This window comes from Pelosinus baikalensis, from assembly GCF_020819555.1.
GTDB classification, from domain to species: Bacteria; Bacillota; Negativicutes; order DSM-13327; family DSM-13327; genus Pelosinus; species Pelosinus baikalensis.
Window position 1 is genome coordinate 40,631 of the sequence record NZ_JAJHJB010000019.1, and the last position, 15,034, is coordinate 55,664.

Annotated in this window: 12 protein-coding genes and 1 pseudogene; 12 read left to right on the forward strand and 1 reads right to left on the reverse strand. The window is 37.9% G+C overall.

The features are described 5' to 3' along the window. Nucleotides 1–8 precede the first annotated feature (8 nt). From LMF89_RS14145 to LMF89_RS14180, 8 genes are all read left to right on the forward strand, one after another. Complete coding sequence (locus LMF89_RS14145; RefSeq protein WP_229535657.1) at nt 9–851, forward strand: Fpg/Nei family DNA glycosylase; 843 nt, start codon at nt 9–11, stop codon at nt 849–851. An 80-nt stretch (nt 852–931) separates the two neighbouring features. Further along, on the forward strand, nt 932–2,515 hold the full coding sequence (locus tag LMF89_RS14150) for a calcium-binding protein (RefSeq protein ID WP_229535658.1): 1,584 nt from the start codon (nt 932–934) through the stop codon (nt 2,513–2,515). Between the two features lie 80 nt (nt 2,516–2,595). Beyond that, on the forward strand, nt 2,596–3,309 hold the full coding sequence (locus LMF89_RS14155; protein ID WP_229535659.1) for an HAD family hydrolase: 714 nt from the start codon (nt 2,596–2,598) through the stop codon (nt 3,307–3,309). Beyond that, nucleotides 3,306–5,891 carry a PEP/pyruvate-binding domain-containing protein gene (locus LMF89_RS14160; RefSeq protein WP_229535660.1) on the forward strand — a complete coding sequence of 862 codons (2,586 nt, stop codon included), beginning with the start codon at nt 3,306–3,308 and terminating at the stop codon, nt 5,889–5,891. Before LMF89_RS14155 ends, LMF89_RS14160 begins: the two co-directional genes overlap by 4 nt. Nucleotides 5,892–5,998: 107 nt before the next feature. Then, nucleotides 5,999–6,256, forward strand: a complete 258-nt coding sequence (locus tag LMF89_RS14165) for a phosphopantetheine-binding protein (protein WP_229535661.1) — start codon at nt 5,999–6,001, stop codon at nt 6,254–6,256. Between the two features lie 141 nt (nt 6,257–6,397). Further along, entirely contained in the window at nt 6,398–7,270 is an 873-nt protein-coding gene (locus tag LMF89_RS14170) for an alpha/beta hydrolase (protein ID WP_229535662.1), read from the forward strand. A gap of 4 nt (nt 7,271–7,274) precedes the next feature. Beyond that, nucleotides 7,275–8,606 (forward strand): B12-binding domain-containing radical SAM protein, encoded by a 1,332-nt coding sequence (locus LMF89_RS14175; protein ID WP_229535663.1) that lies wholly within the window; start codon nt 7,275–7,277, stop codon nt 8,604–8,606. An 84-nt stretch (nt 8,607–8,690) separates the two neighbouring features. Further along, entirely contained in the window at nt 8,691–9,629 is a 939-nt protein-coding gene (locus LMF89_RS14180; RefSeq protein WP_229535664.1) for an ACP S-malonyltransferase, read from the forward strand. Nucleotides 9,630–9,900: 271 nt separating this feature from the next. Here LMF89_RS14180 and LMF89_RS14185 read toward each other — a convergent pair. Continuing rightward, a pseudogene (locus LMF89_RS14185) lies at nt 9,901–10,927 on the reverse strand (IS6 family transposase). A 124-nt stretch (nt 10,928–11,051) separates the two neighbouring features. Between LMF89_RS14185 and LMF89_RS14190 the strand changes: the two are divergent. The 4 genes from LMF89_RS14190 (at nt 11,052) to LMF89_RS14205 (ending at nt 15,019) form a co-directional block, all read left to right on the forward strand. Further along, entirely contained in the window at nt 11,052–12,137 is a 1,086-nt protein-coding gene (locus tag LMF89_RS14190; protein WP_229535665.1) for an NHL domain-containing protein, read from the forward strand. Nucleotides 12,138–12,325: 188 nt separating this feature from the next. Next, nucleotides 12,326–13,516: a methionine adenosyltransferase gene (gene metK / locus LMF89_RS14195; RefSeq protein ID WP_229535666.1), complete on the forward strand. Its 1,191-nt coding sequence runs from the start codon at nt 12,326–12,328 to the stop codon at nt 13,514–13,516. 136 nt (nt 13,517–13,652) lie between these two features. Beyond that, complete coding sequence (locus LMF89_RS14200) at nt 13,653–14,360, forward strand: IS4 family transposase (RefSeq protein WP_229535667.1); 708 nt, start codon at nt 13,653–13,655, stop codon at nt 14,358–14,360. A 17-nt stretch (nt 14,361–14,377) separates the two neighbouring features. Continuing rightward, the gene (locus LMF89_RS14205; RefSeq protein WP_229535668.1) at nt 14,378–15,019 is read left to right on the forward strand and encodes a transposase; all 642 of its coding nucleotides are present in this window, start codon (nt 14,378–14,380) and stop codon (nt 15,017–15,019) included. Nucleotides 15,020–15,034 lie beyond the last annotated feature (15 nt).

A 15,034-nucleotide genomic window follows, 5' to 3' on the forward strand; every position in this document is an offset into this window, starting at 1 on the left:
GAGAGTTGATGAAAATGCCTGAATTACCTGAGATCATTAATTTATCCGAGCAAATGAATCAAGAACTGCAGCACACAATAATCAAAGATATCTATGTGATGCAAGAAAAGTGTATTAATATGCCTGCAGCTGATTTTATAAAGCTATTGTCAAACAAGCGTGTAGAGCAGGTATCCTCTAGAGGGAAATGGATTATCACAAGGCTTGACCACGGTGTTGGACTTTTTTTGAATCTGGGTATGGGGGGAAACGTAATTCTTCATGAAAATGATCATGACCTGCCTTCAAAGTATCAGCTGAGGATAGATATGCATGATAAACGAGTATTAACCATCAGCTTCTGGTGGTTTGGATATATACACTGCGTTGATAAAGGAGATTGGGGAAGCCATAAGGGGATTGCAAAGCTTGGCCCTACGCCTATAAGGGACCCCGAATTTACACAAGTACATTTTATAAACCTGCTCCAAGGCAGAAAAGGTTCAGTTAAGAACTATCTACTCAATCAGAACAATATTGCCGGTATAGGAAACGTATATGTTCAGGATATATTGTTTAGGGCCAAGATACATCCCGATAGGAAATTGCAAACATTGTCGGAAGCTGAGAAGTTTTTGCTCTATCGGAGTATTATAGAAACTCTTGAGGGGGCAGTTAAACTTGGTGGGCTTGCTTACGAAAAGGATCTTTACAACCAGCCAGGCAGATTTAAGGACTTTCTTGTAGGTTATCGGGAGGATCTTCCATGTCCAATATGCAAGACACTCATTCAAAAAATTAAATCGGGCAGTACAGCCTCGTATATATGTCCCGCTTGCCAAGGATTGGATACTAATGGGGCCAATGTGTAATTTGGTCTTACCCATACATGAATCACCTAAGAATTCATGATTTCAGTTATAAATAATAAATGAAAAGAGGTAGATAATTTATGGCTACTCGTGTTGGTACCACTGTATATTGCAATAATACTGGCGAACTGATAGACCTTAGTGACGTCAAATATAATAATGAGGTCACCAAAATTATCGGCGGTGGCGGTAATGACATTCTTAAGGGGAATTCTCTTGATAATGTTATACAAGGAGGTTATGGAGACGACCAAATTTGGGGAGGTCCGGGGGGGAATAATACTCTCAGCGGAGGACCAGGTACTAATGTTTTTTGGTGGGATAAGAATGGCGGACATGACACTATCTTAGACGAGGGCGAGAGACACAAAGGGAACTTTCTATGCTTGTACAATATGAGCCGTCAAGAGTGTGAGGTATCGAATGAAAATGGGAATCTTCATATTGCGGCAGGACGTGCCCAATTAGATATAAGGAATTGGTATCATCAAGAACCTAAACACAGAATTCAGATATTTATCTTTAATGACAATACAGCCTATTTGTGGAATGATGGCAAAGGTGCTCGACTTGATCTTTTTAGTGAGTGTTATAAACCGATTTATGACGTTTTGGGAACTGTGATTCATATCAAGACACTGGATTCCGGAAACTGCATTATACATGGAAACTATGCCGACAACATCATTGAGGGCGGTAACGGCAACGATCAGATCTGGGGCGGCCCAGGAGGCAATAACATTCTCAGTGGAGGCGCAGGTGCTGATGTCTATTGGTGGGGGATGATAGGGGGAGATTCTGATGCTCATGACATCATCTTAGACGGAGGCGAAAAGAACAAGGGAGATGTTCTTTATTTATACGATGTGAGCCGCCAAGATTATTTCGCTTCGAATGTAGACGGGGATCTTCATATTAGTGCCGGAAATGCTGTGCTTGATATAAAAAATTGGTATCATCAAAATCCAGAAAATAGGATTCAAACATTTATATGTAATGATAACATAGCTTATGTTTGGAATGATGGACATGATGCCGAAATTAATTTATTTGAAGAGAGTTTTCAATGGCTTACGAATCGGTGGGTATCTATATGTCATATCAAAACACTTGAGTCTGGGAACTGCATTCTGCGCGGAGACAGCTTCGACAACATCATTGAGGGAGGCAGCGGCAACGACCAAATTTGGGGTGGATCCGGCGGTAGTAACATTCTCAGTGGAGGAGGAGGTGCTAATGTCTTTTGGTGGGGTAATGGTGAAGGCAATGACATCATTACTGACTTGACTTCCAGCGACTTGGTGAAATTATACAATATTAGCATGGAAGATTGTTCTGCCTCGCGACTGGAAAATGATTTAATCATTACGTCGAATTTGGCTGGCAACAGTCTCACAATAAAAGCCTACTTTAGTAATGAATCCTTTGACTACTCTCAGAATCCTAAAGTCCCTGCGTTTTATGACAGTACGAAAAAACTTTTTACTTTGTGTGGCGATACCATGCAATTTGTTATGCTAAGTACACCCATTCAGTCCCAAGGGATTGATTTGGAGATTTTGAATCGAGATATTCTTGCAGATGATTGTGTCAGACGGCTTAAAGGTGATGGTCATCACGCACCCGTACAATCATTAGGGGCGGCCAAGCAGCGGTCATTATAGGATGCGCAAATTCTAACAGGAATATTTGTTTTGCCAGAGTTAAATTAGGCATAGAAAGCTTGGATGAATATCTAATACTGATGGGAGTACGTGAAATGAAACAGCCAAACGTAATTTGCTTTGATTATTATATGACCTTGGTTGAATTACACCAGCCATATGAAAAAATAAGGACATGGCTTGGATGTTACCTGAGAAATTCACATCCAGAGATTGATTCTGATAAATTCTATGGCAAATTCAACAGAAATAGGGCTGTATTAAGTTCAGGAGGGATTTTCAAACTAGGGATTGATTTGTTATGCCAAAGTTTGCAGAAAACATGCGAGTCCTTTCACATAAATGACTTTTCATACGAATTTGCAGAATTAATTTTTGATCTCTTTAGTTCGCCAATCGCGTATTTTGATGCTCATGATACTGTAAATAAGCTTAAAACTCAATTTTCCGTTGGACTGTTAACAAATGCTGATAACTATATAGTAAAGCAATCCATTTCTAGGCAGAAATTCGAGTTTGACTTTGTGATTACATCAGAGGATGCAAAAGCCAATAAACCTGATAACAAAATTTTTTTACACGCATTGGAAAAGCTCGGTAAAAAGTATGATGAGATTCTTATGGTCGGAGATTCGCAATTTGATGATCTTTATGGGGCAGGGAAATTAAATATTAAAACTCTGTGGATCAATAGAAACAATGAGCCATTAAAAGCAGGCGTAATACCACCTGCCTTTACAACGGATACCTTATCAGGAATATTAAAATATCAAGATCTGAGGATGGAATTATGAGAAGTATTTATAATTGCCTTCAAAATATCCAAAATAAAGACGGGGAATTGTTTGGAATGAAAACAATTCGGCTTGCTGGGCTATTACAGAAGGGGTATGATGTCCCCGCTGGATATGCCTTATCTGTTGAAGCTTTCACAAAGTTTTGCAGCTTTAATGGTATAACCACGACAAACAATAGCATGGAAAGCAGCGAAAAAATCCTTGCGGGCAGCTTTCCTGACGATTTGCGTACGGACTTGAATGCAGTTTGGAACCAAATTGCTCAAAATGGGAAGTGCGATGCAATAATTGTACGTTCCTCAGCAATTGATGAAGATGAAAAACAGTATTCTTGCGCAGGGATATATGAGAGTATCATTAACATAAAAGATGTAGAGAGTTTTTTTGAGAGCATAAAAAAATGTTGGGCATCTTACTTTTGTGAAAGAGCATTGGTCTACAGAAAGAAATGCGATTTAGAAGCAGTAGGGATGGGACTCATTATTCAAGAAATGATCAGCGGGGAAAAAGCTGGTGTGATATTTACCATAAACCCCGTAACCGGAAATCGTAATGAAATGGTTATTGAGGCGTATCCCGGTTTGAACTTTGCTGTTGTGGAAGGAATAACTCAAGCGGATAAATTTATTGTAGACAGACAGGGGAATATACTTTCCTCAGATATCTCCGATAAAAAGGTTGAATACTGCATTGGGGGACATTCGCTGTCTATCGATGTAAAGAGTATAGAAAAAGTGGACTGGGCAGCGCCTTGTTTGTCTGTAGAGGAATTATTCGCGGTTTCAAAAATTGGAACTTTGCTGGAAGAATGGTTAGGGGAGCCGTGTGATGTAGAATGGACAATTAAGGATCATAAACTATTCATCCTGCAATGCCGCCCAGTAACCGTTAAAGAAGATAGTGCTTCCAAGCCTTGTATACCTTATAACTTTGATATTCCAGAGAATGTTGAGTGCAGTCTTCTCGACAGGTATTCTGAACCGGCAAGCACTTGTTATCTTTCACTGCTTGAGTCTTGGGAAGAGGTCGTATATCTCAGCTTTTATACAAAGCTTGAAGGAAAATCATGCAAGGAAAAACCCTTTTTATTTTACTTTAACAGGGTATATTGGAATCACAAATTTCAGAGGGAAGTCTTTGATAACCTTCCATTTGATACCCCGATATGTAAGGATGTCAGCAAAAAACTGAAGCTTACACGACTTATGTTTTGCGGGTATAAAAAGTGGTATAAGCGTTTGGACAGATATGAAGGATATATTAAGGAATTTTCCAGCTATGATACAGCTGCTATGAACATTGGTGATCTTATCCGGCTTGCTAAGAAAGTTACCAATGTCTTCTGCAATTACATTGGTAAAGACCATTTCCGATTCTTGGGGTTGGCACAAGTATGCTATAAGCTGCTGACTGCATATCTTCCTGATACACCTGAGGTAAAAGAGAATATTGCAAGAATCATTGAATCCAATGATTCAAAAAACATGACAATGCAATCGAATGATGAGCTTTTGCAGCTAGCTATGAAAGCAAATTCATGCACTGACATTCGGGAGATCTTCTGCAAAACGGATGCCAATGAAATATACGAAACAATGAAAGGGACTTGTGAAAGAGAGAAGTTTCGAAAGCAGTTTGACGATTTTATCAAAAGACATGGTCATCGGGGAACGTCTTGCGATGACCTATATACCCCTCATTGGGTGGAAGAACCGGCTATTGTGCTGGAGCTGATGAAACAATTAATCATAAACCCCGTGAATTCAGTATGTAATAGTAAAATATCGGATGCAGCTAAAAAAATAGAGCAGTCACTTTTTATTGATAGAGTACTAGCAAGTTCCAATAAAAGTATCCTCTCAAAAATAATTGAGAAGAAGAAACTAAATACAATAATACAGCTCACAACTGAGTATATGACCTTGAGGGAAAATCAGCGATATTATTTTGACAAAAGTTGGGTTTTGCTACGGGGAATCCTGCTTTCCATAGGAAATATACTAGTTGAAAAAGGTATCCTTCAGGTATCTGCCGATATATTCCATCTTACTATCGATGAAATATATGATTTAGAAGATCGTAATGATCCGCCATATACGAAGGATTGGGAAAGTGATGTGGAGCAAAGGAAAAAAGCTTACCTGCAAAATATCAAAATTGCGCCGCCGTATTTAATAAAGGATAGCGACTTGATTCGTTTACAGAAAAGCGGCTTAAAAAAGAATTATAAATCAACTGGTATAAGCCCTGGCAAAGCGCTCGGACCTGTGAGGACAATTTCGTCGATTGCAGACTTAAGTAAAGTTCGTAGCGGCGATATTGCTGTTGTTTCGACATTTCATCCAAGTTGGACACCTATGTTGGGCGTAGTTAGTGGTCTTGTAATGAATTATGGCAACATTCTTTCACATGGAGCGGTTGTAGCCAGAGAATATAGAATCCCTGTAGTGGTATTTAACGATATGGCAACTCATGTGCTGCAGGATGGACTTTGGATAGAAATTAATGGGACTACCGGAAGAATACGGGTATGTGATATTGATGATGGAAGCAATAAAGGGGAGAAAAATATTTTGTGATAAAACTTTTAAATGTAAATGTGTATATGTAAACTTTTCAAGTGTACTTAATATGCTAACGTTTAAAGAGAATATAAAAAAATGAAAAAATAAGAGGAGGTTACCCAATGGATAAAAATGCAACGGTAGAAGAAAGGATTAAATCCATAGTCATTTCGAGGCTTAAAGATACGGAAATAACAAAAAAAATAACGTATGAAACTCCCCTGCTATCTTTAGGTATAGATTCCATTTTGGCATTATCAATCCTAGTTGAGATTGAAGAGATTTTCAATATCGAAATAGATGATGCTGATTTAAACATGGATAAAGTGAAAAATATCAATGCTTACGCAAATTTTGTGAGAGAGTATTTGAATAAATGAATCTTTAGACTGCGTTTTGTAGAGTAAAATCAGCCACGCAAAATCCTTGTATGGCTGGCATAAAATCGATGGAAATGTTTTTATGTTAAGAATGAGATAAGAACTTTAAGAATTTAAAATACATTGTTAGCGGGTGTGAACGTGTTTCATTTTACTATAATTATTAGTGTATTGATTCTAATATATTATTTTGTAAGAGCATACAAGCTAGTATTAGCATTGGGTCATCCCAAGAAAAATGAGTTTTGCCTAAAAAAAAATTCATCAATAACATATCGTAAGTTTGATTTTACTGCGAAGGATGGCCTCAAGCTTAAAGGTATTAATTATGAACCAACTATAAATCCAAAGGGGACAATACTCGCTTGTCATTATCTGGGGGGGAGCAAGGAAGCCATTTTCCCTTTTTTTGAGTCTCTGATACAGGCGGGATTTCGAGTGATTAGCTTTGATTTCAGAAACCATGGAGAGAGCGGCGATGATAGCAGAATTCAATACTCACTAGAAAATGATTTTATAGCACTGATTGAGACTATAAAAAAAATGGGTATTGAAGGACCTTTTGGTATTATGGGTTTTTCAATGGGATCAGTACCCGCATTATTAGCGATGCATAGGTATTCCGACGTGAAAGTCGTAGTAGTTGACAGCGGACCGCTTATTTTAGTAAAAAAATACTTTCAATATGTCTTAGATAATAAAGGTATAACAAACCCTTTGGTACGATTCTTATTTTTGTCATTATATCTGTATTATGGCGGTTATTTAAAAATGGCAAATAAGACAAAAAAGATTTTAAAAGAATTGAAGGGGAAGCCAGTATTATTTATCCATGGAGACAAAGATAACATAATTGCTATAGAAAATGCAGAACTAGCTTTTGAATTGCTGAAATCCAATCATGCAATGTTGTGGAGAGTACCGAACTCAAGGCACCTGACAAATAAATACATTAAGAGTGGAGAGTACGAGAAAAGAGTATTAGATTTCTTTAATACATATTTAAGGGCGTGATAATATGATGAAAAAGGTTGCACTGGTTACACCAAAAGGTAATACTTTTGGGAAAAATGAGAAAATGTCATCTTTTCTAGCTGGTTTGGAAAGTATGGAAAGCTTTAGGTTTTTATGGACAGGACCCAACTTAGGGCTGATAACAATAGCTTCTTTACTGCCATCTGAATGGGAATGTCATTATATCGATGAGAACTACAGGTCTATAAACTATAATGAGAAATTCGATATTGTGTTTATTAGTGCAATGACCCAGCAGATCATGAATGCTTATGAGATCTCCAAATCGTTTAGGGCAAATGGAGCTTTGACTATTATTGGCGGTATACATGCGACGCTGATGCCAGAAGAGGCACTGAAATATGTAGATGTGGTGCTCTCAGGTGAAGGGGAAGTTCTAGTACCTGAATTCTTAAACGATTATAATAACAAAAACGTGAAGAGAGTCTATTGCGAAACTTCACCAGGGAGTTACAGCTTTGAAAATACACTGCTGCCGCGGTTTGATTTATTAGAAGGATATAATTATCCGCTAATTACTTTGCAAACAACCAGGGGATGTCCCCACGATTGTTTCTTTTGCTCGGCTTCCAAGATTTTTGGTTCCAAATACCGAAGAAAAGATAACAGTTCCATTATTAGAGAGCTAAAGGTAATAAACGAAAAATTTCCTAATGCACTTATTTTGTTTGCCGATGATAATGTGTTTGTTCTGCGAAAGCAGTCCAAGGATCTTCTCAGACAAATGCGGGATATGAATTTAAGATGGATCGCGCAAACTGATATTTCGATTGCCGAAGATGATGAGCTTTTAAAATTAATGGTACAGGCAGGATGTCAATGGGTTGTAATTGGATTTGAAAGCGTTTCGTATAAAAGTCTATATGACCTTGATAAAAGAAACTGGAAATTGAAGCAGCTTCCTAAATATGAACAATCGATAGAAAAAATTCAGTCATATGGTATCGGCGTTTATGGCACTTTTATCGTCGGACTTGATGAAGATGGATCTGACATATTTGAATCAACAGCAAATTTTATTAAGAAAAATATGCTTTATGGCAGTAATATCACAGTTCCGACACCTTTACCGGGAACACGACTTCGAGAGCAATTGGACAGCGAGGGGAGAATCCTTGATAGAGACTGGAGTTACCATACCTTTTGGGATATAAATATTAAACCCAAACAGATGAACTGCGAAGAGCTTGAGGAAGGCCTCTTAAACATCTATAGAACAATATCGTCAGATTCACATGTAACAGAACGTCTTGCTTATTTAAAACAAATGGCTAAAAGAAAAAAAGCTATATTGAAGGAAGGTGTCAGCCAGTAAGGCAGCAGGTTCAGAGTCTGAAGCTCTGATCAATAGAATACTTTGGGCTTCAGAGAGAGTACATGTTGTATGAGGAGGATTATCTTGAAGAGGTTTGAAAATTATGCAGTTGTCTTTCCGGCTAGAGATGCTTTTTACAAAGGGTTAAGCCCTACATTTTACAATAACTATGATTTTTTTAAGGATATTATGGATACTGCTAGTGATTATATTGGATATGATTTGTGCGAAATTTCCTATAAAAATCCTGTCTTAAATCCAGAATTACATACAGTTTGTCTTGTGGCGCACTGTTATGCCGTCTATAAGTTAGTCGTACGGCATGTAAAGGGACCAATAGCAGCTGCTGGTTTTAGTCAAGGCGAATTTACGGCAGTCGCGTCGGCTGGCTCCATGCAGTTCCCACAGGTTCTAAAACTTATCTATGAGTTGGAACAGCTAGTAATAACAAATGATAGTATTAAAGATGGTATGATGGCGCGTGTTATGGAGCTTGACAGAAATAAGCTGATGGAGTGCTGCCGGATTGTCGATCCGGAGGAAACCTCTGTTGTCCTAGCTACGTATCTTTCGCGTGACCAGAATGTAATTTCAGGTAGTAAAGTGAAAGTCGCAGAAGTTGCAAGACTGGCAAAAAAAAGTGGGGCACGATGGGTTATACCTCTGGACACTGCTGCTTTCCATAGTCCGTTATGTTTAAATATGGCTGCGGAGTCGACACCAATATTCGGAAGATATAATTTTAGTGATTCTGAATATCCGGTATATTCCTGCGTTGATGGTGAAGGGGCTGTAAAAGGAAATCAAATCAAAGAAAAGTTATCTAAGCAGCTTGCAGCTCCGATACTTTGGGACCGAATTGTTGGCAATTTCAAAAGCCTTGGAATAGACGGGATACTGGAATTGGGAGCTGGTTGTACAGTATCGGGAAATATAAGAATTATCGATGAAAGTATAAAATGTCAATGGATTAACACTGCTGAAGACTTGGAAAAGATGATTGACGCGTCCATTCGTTGCTAGAAATCTACGATTGTAAGAGATGGTAATTACTATAGGGATTACATGGTGTTTGCGCTTGTGGCACTGATATTTTTGAAAATTGAAAGGATCCTCGCAGAAACAATAAACTAAGAATGATTGCCTTTTGAACATCTAAATTGATATAATGGTTCTGGGAAATATTGTATCATAAGGTAGACAAATCCTTTAGCTACAATTCATCTTACAAAATGATAACTATGGCTCTGTAAAGTAAACATGAAAGAATAGCACAATATTTCATTGAAATTCATCAAGCTACAATCAAATACTCTCGTTTTTGTTTCTTTGTTAAATTGAGTCCGGCAACTTGTACTGGTGTAAGGTAATTAAGAGCAGAATGTGGTCTGACGAAGTTGTAAAAGAATACAAACATTGAGATGAGGTTATTAGCTGAGGCAAAGGAATGGAAGCCTTGTTTGGTTTTGTACCAAGCTTTGAATTGATGGTTGAAAGATTCAATGAGATTATTGGAAACATCATCTTTAAATGATTCTACTCGAATGTGCTTTACATCCCTAAAGACAGATTTAACAGGCACGTTATAAGCAGAATAGCGATCTGAGACAATCGTTGTAGGTTGCCCTAATGTTTTGGCTGCATTTAGAACAGAAAAAGCTTGTGGAGAATCACGATGAGGAGACAGATGAAAAGCAACAACAAAACGAGTTTCTGAATCCACAACAAACCAAATATAGTATTTGACACCAGCTACTTTGACAACTGTTTCATCGGCATGCCATTCATCAGAATTTAAGTTTAAGGACGGTATTAGCTTTAAGCTGATATTTTGAAAAAGTGGGGCAAAGTTTTTACACCAATTACTAATGGAAGTATGTGAAACTTTGATATTAAAAACGGTACGCATGATTAAAGCAATATTTCTAAAAGAATCTTTACCCAAATAAAACATGGATAAAGCAGAAAGAATGACATGAACAGGATAACGCATGCGTTTAAAATTGGTCTTACCCATCAAATGATTCATAGATGGAGGAGCTATTATAGAAGATTTTGCAGTGAAAAAAGAATGATTACATTTCTTATCGCAGCAACGAAAATTCGAGTAATGCTTATGATCATGGTGAAGAAAAGTAGCTTTACCGCATGCAGGGCAACTAGGATAGTTTGGTTTATCAGTTGACCTTGGATTATTTGGTGAATTGATGATTGCATGTACGGCATTGATATTTTTGGAATCCCAATTTATCTTTGCCGTAGCGATAAAATGAGTGAGAGTTGTTGCACTTTGGACACCTAATTGATACAATGTTTTGCATGAGGACTTGTCTCCTTTCTGGGAGGTATGTGTTTTGTCGCAAAAACATTGTACCAGAAAGGATGGCAGGTCCTCAATTTTCATTTAACTTTACAAAACGATAACTATTTATTGGGGGTAGAAAAATGATTTCTAAAGACATTAAATGGACAAAAGGTACAATACATAGATTTGCGGGGACAGGCGCTGCCGGATACTCTGGAGATGGGGAAAAGGCTGACATCGCACAGCTTAACGGACCTGCAGGCTTGGCAGTTGATAAGAACGATAACGTTTTTGTCGCTGAAATGCATAATCATGTCATTAGAAAAGTTGATGTAGGAACAGGAATGATCACAACGGTAGCAGGATGCGGTGCAAAAGGATTTGACGGAGATGGGGGACTTGCTGTAGATGCAAAACTCAATGGACCTGCCGGAGTATTCATAGATAGTAATGAAAATATCTTTATTGCCGATTTCTTAAATCATAGAATCAGAAAAATTGATGCTATGACAGGTATCATTAACACAATTGCTGGGACTGGTGATACAGGATACAACGGTGACAACATAAAAGCATGTGATGCAAAACTCAACTATCCAGCCGGAGTTATTGCTGATTCTATAGGAAATGTATATTTTAATGATTACAAAAATAATAGAATTAGAAAGATTAGTACAAATGGTATGATATCGACCTATGCAGGAACTGGTACTTACGGATATAGCGGTGATGGAGAACTGGCAGAGCAAGCACAGATGAATGATGTGTATGGGTTAGCAATCGATCGATATGATAACATTTATATTATTGATAGTTTAAATTTCGCTGTCAGAAAAGTGGATGCTAAAACTGGGAGGATAACCACTATTGTGGGAAAAGGTGAAGCTGGTCCAGTAAATGAGTTTGGCAGTATCACCAATAGCTTTTTGGGAGGAATCCTTCCTAATAAGGAAAAAATTGGAGTAGACGAAGTGCCGCATGCAATCGAAGTGGATCTTAACGGAAATTTGTTCATTGCCGATACCGGTTCTAATAGAATCCGTATGGTAGATATAGAGCAGGGTGTAATTTATTCGATTGCAGGAAACGGTGAAAAGGCTTACTCCGGGGATGATGGCGCTGCACTGAATGCGGGTTTAGGTGTTTATGGTCTAAGGATGGATTCAAAAAACAATCTATATTTTATTGACTTTCATAAGCACGTAATCCGAGTAATCCGATTTTGACCTCAACAAGGATGGTCGCACCAAGTAAATACAGTCCCGTAGAGGTCGGTCGTCGGTGTACTGAGCGCGACTTGGAACCAAGGAAGCGACTACCATCACACAAGCAGGCTAATGTTGTATACGATTGATCTGAATGATAGTGACATCCTTAAAGAAAGAGATTTTTAGTAAACAGGGAGATGTAGGTTATGGGAGAAAAACGTGTTTTATTCACTTCAGAGTCAGTGACAGAGGGACATCCTGATAAAATGGCGGATCAGATTTCAGATAGTGTACTTGATGCGATTATGGCAAAAGATCCTATGGGGAGGGTAGCGTGTGAAACGCTTCTGACTACAGGACAGGTGCATGTCGTTGGTGAAATTACTACGAATTGCTATGTAGATATTCCTTTAATTGTACGTGATACAATTAAAGAGATCGGGTATACTCGCGCGAAGTATGGTTTTGATGGGGATACTTGTGGGGTGCTGGTTTCTATTGATGAGCAATCCGCTGATATTGCGATGGGTGTAGACAAGGCCTTGGAAGCTAAGAAAGGGCAAATGGATGAAATCGAGGCGATTGGTGCTGGTGATCAAGGAATGATGTTTGGTTATGCAACCAATGAAACTCCGGAATATATGCCATTGACAATTTCTTTAGCGCATAAATTGGCTCGTCGTTTGTCTGAGGTGCGCAAAAACGATGAAGTAGATTACTTGCGTCCTGATGGAAAAACTCAGGTAACGGTGGAATATGAAGATGGAAAACCGATTCGTGTTGATACCATTGTTATTTCTACTCAGCATAGTCCTGAGGTTGATTTAGCGACAATTGAAAAAGATATGATTGAGAAAGTTATTGTACCAATGGTTCCTGCTGCCTTACTAGATGAAAATACTAAATATTATATTAATCCGACAGGCCGCTTTGTAATCGGTGGACCGCAAGGTGATGCAGGACTTACTGGTCGCAAGATTATTGTTGATACTTATGGTGGAATGGCACGTCATGGTGGTGGTGCATTCTCAGGTAAAGATTGTACAAAAGTGGATCGATCAGCTGCCTATGCTGCTCGTTATGTAGCTAAAAACGTAGTAGCTGCGGGACTGGCTGATAAATGTGAAATTCAATTAGCTTATGCAATTGGTGTTGCTCAACCAGTATCTATTATGGTGGATACCTTTGGAACTGCTAAACTTAAGGAAGCTGACATTGCTCTTCTTATTAATAAGCATTTTGACTTGCGTCCAGCTGGTATTATTAAAGCATTGGATTTACGCCGTCCCATTTATCGTCAAACAGCAGCGTATGGTCATTTTGGCCGTATTGACATTGAATTGCCATGGGAGCGAACAGATAAGAGTGAAATTCTGCGCAAAGAAGCCAATATATAATTTAAATTTGCTGGCGATACCCCATAGCCATCAAGCTAAGAAAATTCAATTAAATAAAGCCCCCTCCCCCCCCATTTGTAAAAAAATGTTATCCTTTTAAAGGACGATGAAAGCATACAGATGGGGGAATTTATAATTGATAGAAGAAAACTTAACTTTGGATGAAAATATAAAGCATTTTGCAGATGAACTCAAAAGATGGTTTTCAAAAGAGGAGATTGAAGAAATAGCAATAGAAACTGGTTTTGTGAAAAGAAAGGGTAAAATTACAGCATGTGAATTCGTTTGCTTATGCTGCTTTATGGATGTAGGGGTTGCGAACCACACACTTGTTACCTTATGTACAAAACTGAGTGCAAAAACAGGCGTAGTGATTTCCAATCAGGCATTAGACCAACGTTTAAATGAAAGATGTGTGGAATTTCTAAAGAAGATTTTCGAGAAACTTTTACGCCAAACAATAACAAATCATACTCGTATATCCAGTCTATGGGATGACGATTTCAAACGAATAAGAATACTTGATTCTACAGCTTTTCAAGTACCAGAAAACTATAAGCATACCTACCCTGGCTCAGGTGGATGCTCTCAACCTTCAGGGGTTAAAATACAACTAGAATATGAATTGAAATCAGGAAATTTTATGAATGTAGAAGTGGGAGCTGGCTCAGGAAATGATAACACTTTTGGAACCAAGATAAGAGATACTATCAAACCTAGAGATCTTATTTTAAGAGACCTTGGCTATTTCAGTTTTGAAGATTTTTTTGGATGTAGAAAAGAGAAAAGCCTTTTATATATCAAGACTCAAACCGAATATAGCCGTGTATATAGAAAATACTGAGATCGAGTATTATAAGAATGGTACCCCTAAAAAAATCAACATTTTTTACAAGAATTCATATTTCTGACATCATGAAACAGATGAGCGATGGAGAACGTTATGAAATTAAGGATGTCTATGTAGGTAGGGAGAAAAAACTGAAAACCAGGCTTATTTTATATAAACTAACAAAAGAACAATTGAAAAAAAGGTCGGAGAAGTGTGAGAAGAATGCTAAAAAGAAAGGGATAGAGAAGAGTGATCATACCATTGAATTATTAGGGATATCCATTTATATAACGAATATCGAGGAAGCAGTGTTAAGTGCCGAAGAAGTTCATGAATTCTATTCATTGCGTTGGCAGGTGGAGATAGTATTTAAAACTTGGAAATCTATATTTCATATACACATTGTAAAACCAGTTAAAATAGAACGATTTCAATGTCAGCTTTATGGGAAACTCATTTTGCTACTCTTGAGTTCTGCTGTAACGTTTAAGATGAGGGCTTTAGTGTTAGAAAATAAAGCACTTGAAGCCAGTGAAATGAAAGTTTCTGAGATTGTTCATGAATATATTGATAGACTATCCTTTAAACTTATAGAAATCCCTAGTAAAGCTTTCAATACCTTACAGTTAGTATTTGAAAATGTAGTCAGGAATGGCCTGAAATCTTTATAGGAAGAACAAGAAAAC